This window comes from Sulfurivirga sp. (genome assembly GCF_015490265.1).
GTDB lineage: Bacteria > Pseudomonadota > Gammaproteobacteria > Thiomicrospirales > Thiomicrospiraceae > Sulfurivirga.
This window is the reverse complement of sequence record NZ_WFYD01000017.1, coordinates 1-8,621: the sequence shown is the minus strand read 5'-3', so window position 1 is coordinate 8,621 and position 8,621 is coordinate 1. Positions and strand designations below refer to the sequence as shown.

Annotated in this window: 11 protein-coding genes; 6 read left to right on the top strand and 5 right to left on the bottom strand. The window is 64.8% G+C overall.

Annotated features, from left to right (window positions below):
* The coding region (locus tag F8K16_RS01270; RefSeq protein ID WP_294945852.1) for an SPOR domain-containing protein at positions 1–339 on the top strand (339 nt) is incomplete at its 5' end.
* Between the two features lie 7 nt (positions 340–346).
* Here F8K16_RS01270 and F8K16_RS01265 read toward each other — a convergent pair.
* Complete coding sequence (locus F8K16_RS01265; protein WP_294945849.1) at positions 347–1,399, bottom strand: GGDEF domain-containing protein; 1,053 nt, start codon at positions 1,397–1,399, stop codon at positions 347–349.
* A gap of 72 nt (positions 1,400–1,471) precedes the next feature.
* Here F8K16_RS01265 and F8K16_RS01260 point away from each other — a divergent pair, with 72 nt between their 5' ends.
* Genes F8K16_RS01260 through F8K16_RS01250 form a run of 3 tightly spaced genes read left to right on the top strand, consistent with a single transcriptional unit; the run spans position 1,472 to position 3,924 of the window.
* Positions 1,472–1,726 (top strand): accessory factor UbiK family protein, encoded by a 255-nt coding sequence (locus F8K16_RS01260; protein ID WP_294945846.1) that lies wholly within the window; start codon positions 1,472–1,474, stop codon positions 1,724–1,726.
* A complete protein-coding gene (locus F8K16_RS01255; RefSeq protein WP_294945843.1) occupies positions 1,727–3,229 on the top strand; it encodes a YifB family Mg chelatase-like AAA ATPase in 1,503 nt (500 codons plus the stop codon).
* On the top strand, positions 3,226–3,924 hold the full coding sequence (locus F8K16_RS01250; RefSeq protein ID WP_367122693.1) for a sulfite exporter TauE/SafE family protein: 699 nt from the start codon (positions 3,226–3,228) through the stop codon (positions 3,922–3,924). The genes F8K16_RS01255 and F8K16_RS01250 overlap by 4 nt, the downstream gene beginning before the upstream one ends.
* On the opposite strand, the gene F8K16_RS01245 is transcribed toward F8K16_RS01250, so the two are convergent.
* Entirely contained in the window at positions 3,901–4,548 is a 648-nt protein-coding gene (locus F8K16_RS01245; protein ID WP_294945840.1) for a hypothetical protein, read from the bottom strand. The genes F8K16_RS01250 and F8K16_RS01245 overlap by 24 nt on opposite strands.
* Before the next feature lie 217 nt (positions 4,549–4,765).
* Here F8K16_RS01245 and rplM point away from each other — a divergent pair, with 217 nt between their 5' ends.
* A complete protein-coding gene (gene rplM, locus F8K16_RS01240; RefSeq protein ID WP_294945837.1) occupies positions 4,766–5,200 on the top strand; it encodes a 50S ribosomal protein L13 in 435 nt (144 codons plus the stop codon).
* Between the two features lie 12 nt (positions 5,201–5,212).
* Positions 5,213–5,605 (top strand): 30S ribosomal protein S9, encoded by a 393-nt coding sequence (gene rpsI, locus F8K16_RS01235; protein WP_294945834.1) that lies wholly within the window; start codon positions 5,213–5,215, stop codon positions 5,603–5,605.
* Positions 5,606–5,823: 218 nt separating this feature from the next.
* Here the strand turns inward: rpsI and F8K16_RS01230 are convergent, their stop codons facing one another.
* The 3 genes from F8K16_RS01230 to F8K16_RS01220 all read right to left on the bottom strand — a co-directional run.
* Complete coding sequence (locus tag F8K16_RS01230) at positions 5,824–7,059, bottom strand: glycosyltransferase family 9 protein (RefSeq protein ID WP_294945832.1); 1,236 nt, start codon at positions 7,057–7,059, stop codon at positions 5,824–5,826.
* A complete protein-coding gene (locus tag F8K16_RS01225) occupies positions 7,056–7,967 on the bottom strand; it encodes a lysylphosphatidylglycerol synthase transmembrane domain-containing protein (RefSeq protein WP_294945829.1) in 912 nt (303 codons plus the stop codon). The genes F8K16_RS01230 and F8K16_RS01225 overlap by 4 nt, the downstream gene beginning before the upstream one ends.
* Positions 7,964–8,621, bottom strand: a 658-nt coding sequence (locus tag F8K16_RS01220) for a KamA family radical SAM protein (protein WP_294945826.1), incomplete at its 5' end; no start/stop codon positions are given. The genes F8K16_RS01225 and F8K16_RS01220, both read right to left, overlap by 4 nt.

Genomic DNA, 8,621 nt, shown 5'->3' with positions numbered 1-8,621 from the left:
GAAATCGACCAGTTCAGTTTCTACCGGGATCTGCCCAACATGACGGTGGAGGTGGACGCCAGGCCGCTGCCGGTGCGGCTGGAACAGCCGCGGCGGGTGCTGGCGGGCACTTTCCGTCGCCGCGAACAGGCGGAAAAGGAACTGGCGCGGCTGCATCGCCTGGGGTTCGAGCAGCTGCAGCTGGCCAGCTTCAAGAAGAATGGGGTGACCTACTACCAGCTGCGCACGCCGCCGCTGGACAACCGGCTCAAGGTGAACCTGCTGCGCAACCGGCTGCAGAAGGCCGGCGCACGGGTGCTGGTGGTGCGGGTGCCCAGGGCCGTCAAGGGCGGCGGCTGAGACGGGTTCAGTCGCAGCTGTCCTCGAACTCGGTGCGCACCTGATTGCGTCCGCATTTCTTGGCCAGGTAGAGGGCCTTGTCAGCCCGCTCGATGAAGGCCTCGATGGTGTCATCGGAGCCATGGAACTGGCCGATGCCGAAGGAGGCGGTGATGGTACCCAGATGCTTGGCGTCGGTCTTGCGCTTCAGCTGCGCCTGGGTCAGCTTGTGGCGCAGCTCTTCGGCCCGCTCCTTCACCCGCTCCAGCGGGTCGTCCTTGACGATGATGGCGAATTCCTCGCCGCCATAGCGGCAGATGACCTCGTTCTCCCGCTGGGTCTTCAGCATCAGCTTGGCGAAGTAGCGCAGCACGCTGTCGCCGGTCAGGTGGCCGAAGGTGTCGTTGAACTTCTTGAAGTGGTCGATGTCGGTCATGATCAGATGCAACCGGTCCGGCCGGTCCTCGTAGGCGACCGTCAGTTCCGCCATGGTCTCGTTGAAGGCGCGGCGGTTGAGCAGGCCGGTCAGCTCGTCACGCATGCTTTCCATGCGCGCCTGCAGCAGCTCCTTGCGCAGCCGCTTGATCTCGTCGGCGGAAGAGAGGATGGTGCGCTCGAACTGTTCGGTATCCTGTTTGAGTTCTTCGGCCGTGTTGAGTACCGTCTGAGTGATTTCGTTGAGCCTCTCCTGATCCAGCGGCTGGGCCAGTTGTTCACTGGCCTCGCTCAGCGTCTGTGTCTGCTTTTCCATGCGCCGGGCCAGTTGTTCAATGCGCCGGGCCAGTGACTGCATCAGGTGACGCAGGGCCCGGTCCAGATCGGCCAGCGCCGAGTCCTCCGCCAGCAGGTACTTGTCGAACAGCTCGCGTCCGTAGCGGTCCTGATAGCCGTAGTCGTCGGCCAGAATGGTATCCATTTCCGCCTTCAGCGCCGGAATGTTGCCGTTGAAATAGGCGTACCAGACGGCAAAGTTGAGCGCATTGGGGGTGATGTCACGTTCGCGGAGGGCTTCGACCACCTGCTCGAAGATGCGCTCGGCGCGCGGGTTCTTGTCTCCCAGGGCGTCGTAATGGATGGCCATGGCCACTGCTCCATGTGAAAAACCGGACTCAGATATACTAACAGAACAACCCGGAATATTAAGGAATAGCCCATGCAGCCGGATCAGATTGCCCAGGTGATCAGCCGCGTGTTTCAGCAACTGCCACCCAATCTGGGGGCCCTGCCCGAAGATGCCCGCCACGCCCTGCGCCTGGCATTGCAGAAGGCCCTGTCCGATCTGGATCTGGTCACCCGTGAGGAGTTCGAGGTGCAACAGCAGGTGTTGTGGCGCACCCGCCAGAAGGTGGAGGCGCTGGAGCGCCGTCTCGACGTGCTGACGGGTGCCGACAAGGACATTCTGGACTGAATGAGCCTCGCGCGCGTCCACACCTACGCCCTGAACGGACTGGAGGCGCCGCCGGTCACGGTGGAGGTGCATCTGGGCAATGGTCTGCCCGGCTTCACCCTCGTCGGCCTGCCGGAAGGCGCTGTGCGCGAGAGTCGCGAGCGGGTGCGCAGCGCCCTGCAGAGCTGTGGTTTCGAGCTGCCGGCACGGCGCATCACCGTCAATCTTGCGCCGGCGGATCTGCCCAAGAGCGGCAGCCGTTTCGATCTGCCCATTGCGCTGGGCATTCTCCTCGCTTCGGGACAGCTGCCGCCGGACCGCATCGCGCCGGTGGCCTGGCTGGGAGAGCTGGGGCTGAGTGGAGCGGTACGGCCGGTCAGCGGTGTGCTGCCGGCGGGGCTGGCCGCCCTGCAAGAGTCAAGAGCGCTGGGCGTGCCCGTTGACAACCTGCCGGAGCTGTCGTTGCTGCCGGCGCTGACCGTGCAGGGGGCCGGCCACCTGAGCGAGATCGCGGCCTGGGCGCAGGGAGAGGGTGCCCTGTCCACGCCCGACCCTGTGCCGCCACAGGCGCCGCAGTTCGCGGTGGACTGGTCCGATGTCAAGGGGCAGCTGCAGGCGCGTCGGGCGCTGGAGGTGGCCGTCAGCGGCGGTCACGGCGCCCTGATGATGGGGCCGCCCGGTTGTGGCAAGAGCATGCTGGCCGAACGGGTGCCCACGCTCATGCCGGCCCTGTCGCTGGAAGCGGCGCAGGAGGTGGCCGCCATCTGGTCGGTTGCCGGTCGGTCCCGCCCTCCGGAGCAGTTCTTCCAGCCGCCCTATCTGAAAGGGGAGAGCACCGTCTCCACGGCGGGTCTGGTGGGGGGCGGCCAGCCGCCACGTCCGGGGCTGATCAGTCTGGCGCATCGGGGTGTGCTGTTTCTGGACGAGCTGCCGGAGTTCCGTCGCGATGCGCTTGAATCATTGCGGGCACCGCTGGAAAGCGGTGAGGTGCATCTTGCACGGGCGCGCAACCAGGTGCGTTTTCCCGCCCGGCCTCACGTGACGCTTTACGCCGCCAACCCCTCGCCTGACGGGCACTGGCCCGGCAGTCCCCGATCCCGCAGCACGCCCGATCAGGTGCGCCGCTATCTGGACAAGCTCTCCGGCCCGCTGCTGGACCGCATCGACATCTTCATCGCCATGCAGGCGGTGGAACCGGGTGAGCTGATCCACCTGCCGGCGGGGGAAAGCAGCGCCGAGGTGCGGGCGCGGGTGACGGCGGCGTGGCAGCGGCAACTTGAGCGGCAGGGATGCTTCAATGGCCAGCTCGACGGTGCGGCGTTGACGCAGCATGCGGCGCTGGGGCCGAAGGAAAAGGCGCTGCTGGAGCAGGCCATGCAGCGGCTGGGGCTGAGCGCACGCAGCTATGTGCGCCTGCTGCGGCTGGCGCGCACGCTGGCCGACATGGCGGGTCATATGCGTATTGAAGCGGTGGATGTGCAGGAGGCGCTTTCCCTCCGCCGGCTCCCGGGAGGGTTGCTGTGAACTGGGAGATGCTCGCAAGCGCCATGCTGGTGGGGCTGCTCGGCGGGGTGCACTGTCTGGGCATGTGCGGTGGTGTGGTGGGGACGCTCACCTTCGGTCTGCCGAAGAGCGTGCAGCAGGCGCGCGCCCGCACGCTGCTGTATCAGCTGGCCTACAATCTGGGCCGCATTTCCAGCTACGCGGTCGCCGGCGCGCTGTTCGGATGGCTGGGAGCCTCCCTGACCAATCTGGCTGTCTTCCTGCCGGCGCAGCAGGTGTTGCAGGCGGTCGCGGGCCTGCTCATGATCTCGCTGGGGTTGTATCTGGCAGGCGTCTGGCGCGGCATTGTTGCCATCGAAAAGCTGGGTGGGCGGCTGTGGCGGCGCATTCAACCCTGGGCGCAGAAACTGACGCCGGTGCGCAGCCTGCCGCAGGCGTGGCTGTATGGAGCGGTGTGGGGCTGGCTGCCCTGCGGGCTGGTCTATTCCATGCTGGTATGGGCGCTTGCCAGCGGCGGGGCGCTTCAGGGGGCGGCGCTGCTGGCGGCCTTCGGGCTGGGCACGCTGCCCAACCTGATGCTCATGGGCGTGTTTGCCTTCTATTTCACCCGTCTGGCACAGAAGGTGTGGCTGCAGCGGCTGGCCGGCGCGCTGGTGGCCGGTTTCGGACTGTGGCAGCTCTATCTTGCCGCCTCAGTCACAGTAGCGGCCGGATGAGCGCAACGGTGCGTAGCGCAGCCACACGCTGACATTGCGCAGCAGCGGCTTCTTGCGGTTCCATGGACGCGGCACATTGATGCGGCGGCGCTCTCCCCGATCCCAGAAATGGTCGATGAGCACGGTGCAGGCGTTCACGTCGTAGTCTTCGCGTCCGGGTTTTACCGAACACAGCAGCAGCTTGCCGGGAGCGTAGCGGGCCCACAGGTCGATGACATCCCCCCGGTCGCTGCGCAGCTGCAGCTTTTGAGTGGTGCCGATGGTCAGCAGCCAGCTGTTGGGCATGATGGGCCGGTAGCGGTAGAAGTAGCCTTCGCCGCCTTCCATGCTGAGATTGAGCACTTCACCGTAGCGCAGGCGGCTGTAGAGACGGGCCAGCGCCTGCTGGCGGGCGGTTTCGATCTCGGCGCGCGCCTTGGCTTCCGCTTCCTCGGCGCGCAGGCGGGCCAGCTCTTCCTCGTGCTTCTGTTTCGCCGCCAGCTTGAGCAGTTCGGCGCGTTTGTCCGGCGGCAGCGCCTTCCACTCCTTTTCGCTCATGCCCATGGGGTAGCTGCTGCAGGCATTCAGCAGCAGGATGGAAAGCAGCAGCAGAACGGACGGCAACGGGCGCAGAGACAGCGGCATGAGAGGCTCCATGGTTGTGTTTCGCGCCATTTTATCGGGGTTTTGGCCCGATAAGGCTTGAACAAGTGTGACGGATGGAGGATGCGCAAACGTTTTGCCATGTGAAAATCGGTCGGGTATAATTGCCGGCTTGCAAATCCTTTCCCCGACATCCCGTTAACGTCAGGTGGCCTGCGGGCCGTTGATTGGATTTGAGCACAAATTTCAGGAAACCGAAATGAAGACATTCGTTGCAAAACCCGAGGAAGTGAAGCGCGACTGGTACATCGTCGATGCGGAAGGCAAGACGCTGGGCCGTCTGGCCGCCGAGATCGCGGCGCGTCTGCGCGGCAAGCACAAGCCCGAGTACACCCCGCACGTCGACACCGGCGACTACATCGTCGTGATCAACGCCGAGAAGGTGGCCGTGACCGGCAAGAAGCGCAAGGACAAGAAGTACTATCGCCACACCGGTTATGTGGGCAACCTCAAGACCTTCACTTTCGAGGAAATGATCCAGCGCTCTCCGGAGCGTGTGATTCAGTTGGCCGTCAAGGGCATGTTGCCTCGCGGGCCGTTGGGTCGCGCCATGCTGAAGAAACTGAAAGTTTACGCTGGCAGCGAACATCCCCATGCGGCACAGCAGCCGAAACCCCTGGAAATCAAGGCATAAGAGGTGACATCCATGGCAACTGAACAGTACTACGGAACCGGTCGTCGCAAGAGCTCCGTCGCGCGCGTATTCCTGCGCCCCGGCACCGGCAAGATGACCGTCAACGGTCGTGACATCAAAGACTTCTTCGCCCGTGAGACCGATCTGATGATCATCAATCAGCCGTTCGAGGCCACGCAGTCCGAGGGCAAGTTTGACGCCTACATCACCGTCAAGGGCGGTGGCACCACCGGCCAGGCCGGCGCCATCCGTCTGGGCATCGCCCGCGCGCTGGTGGAGTACAGTGAAGAGAACCGTCCGGCGCTGCGCGCCCGCGGTCTGCTGACCCGCGACGCCCGCGAGGTGGAGCGCAAGAAGGTGGGCCTGCACAAGGCACGCCGTCGTCCGCAGTTCTCCAAGCGTTAAGCGCGGACCGAACCGGACAGCAGAACAACCCGGCCATGCGCCGGGTTTTTTTGTGTCCGGCGACAGGGAAAACTTCAAAGAAAAATTAATTTTTTCTCAGGTGTGCAAAAGAGTGGGAACGTTGATTTTTCTTTGAGGTTTTGCAGTGTAATGCGTGCCTTAAAAATGGCACCTGCAAAGATGGCAGGCAGCAGGTGTGGAGGTGAGGTCAATCAGGGTTATACGCTGTCTGTGCCCGGGGCGTCCAGATGGGCGCATACCCTGTCGAACACTTCGTCCACGCTGATGGCACGCATGCACACCGGGTCGGTGCAGGGGGTCTTGCGGTGGTTGGCCGCGGAGACGCACGGCGAGCAGGCCAGTCCGGCCCAGATGGGGGTGCTGTTGCCCAGCGAGCCGTAGAGGGCGGGGGTTTCCGGTCCGAAGAGCACGAAGGTCTTCAGCGGGGTGATGGCGGAGAAGTGCCCCGGTCCGGAGTCGTTGGTGACCATCACCGTGCTGACGCTGTAGAGGTGGGGCAGCTCGGCGAACTTGCAGCCGCCGGCGAAGTTGATGCAGCGTTCATGGCCCACGCTTTCTTTCAGCGCTTCGGCCTCTTCCGCCTCGGCGGGCGCGCCGGTGATGAGCACATAGAGGTCATCGTAGCGCGCCAGCAGCCGCTGCATCAGTTGCCGGTAGTTGTCCTGCGGCCAGCGGCGCTGGGGCAGCAGTTCGGAGGCGTTGGGGTTGATCAGCGCCAACCGGTGGCGCTCCGGGTCGAAGCCGGGCGCGCGGGCCTGAATCTTTTCAATCATGGCCTGTTGCTGCGCCGGGGTGACCTCCACCTGACGCAGGCGGATGTCTTCCGGGTGGATGGCCACCTTGGTATAGGGCACCTGCGGCTGCGGCTGTTCCAGCGCGCGCACCAGCGCCATGAAGTTGCGGCTGATGTGCATGTGCGGGTTGTAGAGCACCTTGTGGGTGAGCAGATCGCCCCGCCACAGGCCTTCGCCGTGGAAGTTGTGGAAGCCCACCCGCCGCCGGGCGAAACTCCAGCCGGTCAGCAGCGCCGAGGCGCGGGAGAACAGCTCCAGGTCGATGGCGGTGTCGATGTTGCGCTGGCGGCACCAGCGGATGAAGCGCAGCGCGTCCACGATGAGGCTGACCAGGCTGTCTTCCCGCAGGGTGAAGACGTTCTCCCGCGGCACCGTATCCAGCAGCTCCAGACTGGGGCGGTTCTTGGCGAAGATGACAAAGTGCAGCCGCGCATTGAACTTTTCCGCCGCCTCGCGCATGGCCGGGTCGGCCAGAATGGTGCTGCCCATTTCGGACAGTTCCACGAACAGGATGTTTCTGGGCGTATCCGGCTGGCGGGGTGCCGTGAACAGCTGGACCAGTTTGATCAGGGGGGTGGACAGGGCGGTGAGCGGAATGCCCAGCCAGTAGTCCACCTTGCGCATGGTGTCGACGTTCATAGCCAGCGGTGTCTGGAGGTCAGGTAAAAGTAGACGCCCGGCAGGGCGGCGAGGATCAGCATCATACCATACAGCACCGACATGGCCAGCGCCGTAGGCTCAGGCGTGCCGATGAGTCGGAACAGGGCGATCAGCGCCCCTTCGCGCACGCCCCAGCCGGCAAAGGTGATCGGCAGCACCGTCAGCAGGATGGCCGGTGGGGTGAGGGCCAGATAGAAGCCGATGGGCTCATCGATGCCCACGGCATGCCCGATGCCGAAGACGGTGAACATGCCGAGCAGGTGAGTCAGCAGGGACAGGCCCACCTGCAGGGCCATGTCGCGTGGACGGCGATAGACGCGGTGAAAGCGCTCGGACAGTTCCGCCAGCAGGCGGGTGAGCGTCCAGCGCCGCAGGGTCTGCACCCGGTGCAGCCACAGCAGGGTGAAGAAGCCCACCAGCGCCGCCAGCGTGACGGTGATCAGGGTATAGAGCAGCACGGCGGGAAACAGGTCTTTCGGCGCCCAGGCCACCGCCAGAATGTTGAGCAGGATCAGGCCGATCAGCCCCATGATGCGGTCGATGAAGATGGCGTAGAAGGCCTCCTTGAGCGGCGCGCCATGGGCGTGCACCTCGGCCACTCTGTAAGCGTCGCCGCCGATGCTGGTGGGCAGCACTTGGTTGAACAGCGCCCCCTTGAAGTAGCTGCGCAGGTAAAAGCCGAAACCGTGGGGGAAGTCGAGACGGTCCATGATCAGCTTCCAGCGGAAGGCAGCCACCGTCTGGCTGAACAGCTGCATGAGCAGCGCGGCGGCCAGCAGCGGCAGGCTTGCCCGTTCGATGGTCTGCCAGACCCGGGCGGCATCCACCTCGTGGAAGAGAAACAGCAGCAGTGCGGCGGCGATGGCCAGTTTGATCAGGTTCTTCAAGGGGCCTCCACGGGGGTTTTGGACGGTGCGCCCGGCTCCTCGCGCACCAGTCTTGGCACCAGATAGCCCGGCAGGCGGCGGCGCAGGTATTCTATCAACTGCCGTCCGCGGGCTGCGTCCACCTCGAAGTGGGCCGTGCCCTGCACCCGGTCCAGCAGGTGCAGGTAGCAGGGCAGCACGCCCTGCTGCCACAGGGTGTGGCTGAGCCGTTCCAGCACGGCCTCGTCGTCATTGACGCCTCTGAGCAGTACGCTCTGGTTGAGCAGCGTCAGCCCCGCCTGCCGGTAGCGGGTGAAGAGGTCAGCGGTGTCCTCGGCCAGCTCGTCCGGATGGTTGCAGTGGATCATCACCACCACCTGCAGCCGGCTGGTGGCGGCCCATTCCAGCCAGTTTCCGGAAGGCGCCAGATCGGGCGCAACCACGGGGGTGCGGCTGTGCACCCGCAGGGTGCGCAGATGTTCGATCTGTTCCAGATTGCGGCAGCGGGCGGTCAGCTGTGGTTCCGACAGGGTGAAGGGGTCGCCGCCGCTGAGGATGACCTCGTGGATCTCCTCGTGGCGGCGCAGGTAATCGAGCGTGGCCTCCCAGGCGTCCTCGCCCAGCGTCTCCTCATAGGGGTAGTGGCGGCGGAAGCAGAAGCGGCAGTGGATGTGG

Excerpts from the sequence above, each read along its gene's own strand:
- F8K16_RS01265 (WP_294945849.1), bottom strand. The coding sequence starts at position 1,399 with ATGGCCATCCATTACGACGCCCTGGGAGACAAGAACCCGCGCGCCGAG.
- F8K16_RS01260 (WP_294945846.1), top strand. The coding sequence starts at position 1,472 with ATGCAGCCGGATCAGATTGCCCAGGTGATCAGCCGCGTGTTTCAGCAA.
- F8K16_RS01255 (WP_294945843.1), top strand. The coding sequence starts at position 1,727 with ATGAGCCTCGCGCGCGTCCACACCTACGCCCTGAACGGACTGGAGGCG.
- F8K16_RS01245 (WP_294945840.1), bottom strand. The coding sequence starts at position 4,548 with ATGCCGCTGTCTCTGCGCCCGTTGCCGTCCGTTCTGCTGCTGCTTTCC.
- rplM (WP_294945837.1), top strand. The coding sequence starts at position 4,766 with ATGAAGACATTCGTTGCAAAACCCGAGGAAGTGAAGCGCGACTGGTAC.
- rpsI (WP_294945834.1), top strand. The coding sequence starts at position 5,213 with ATGGCAACTGAACAGTACTACGGAACCGGTCGTCGCAAGAGCTCCGTC.
- F8K16_RS01230 (WP_294945832.1), bottom strand. The coding sequence starts at position 7,059 with ATGAACGTCGACACCATGCGCAAGGTGGACTACTGGCTGGGCATTCCG.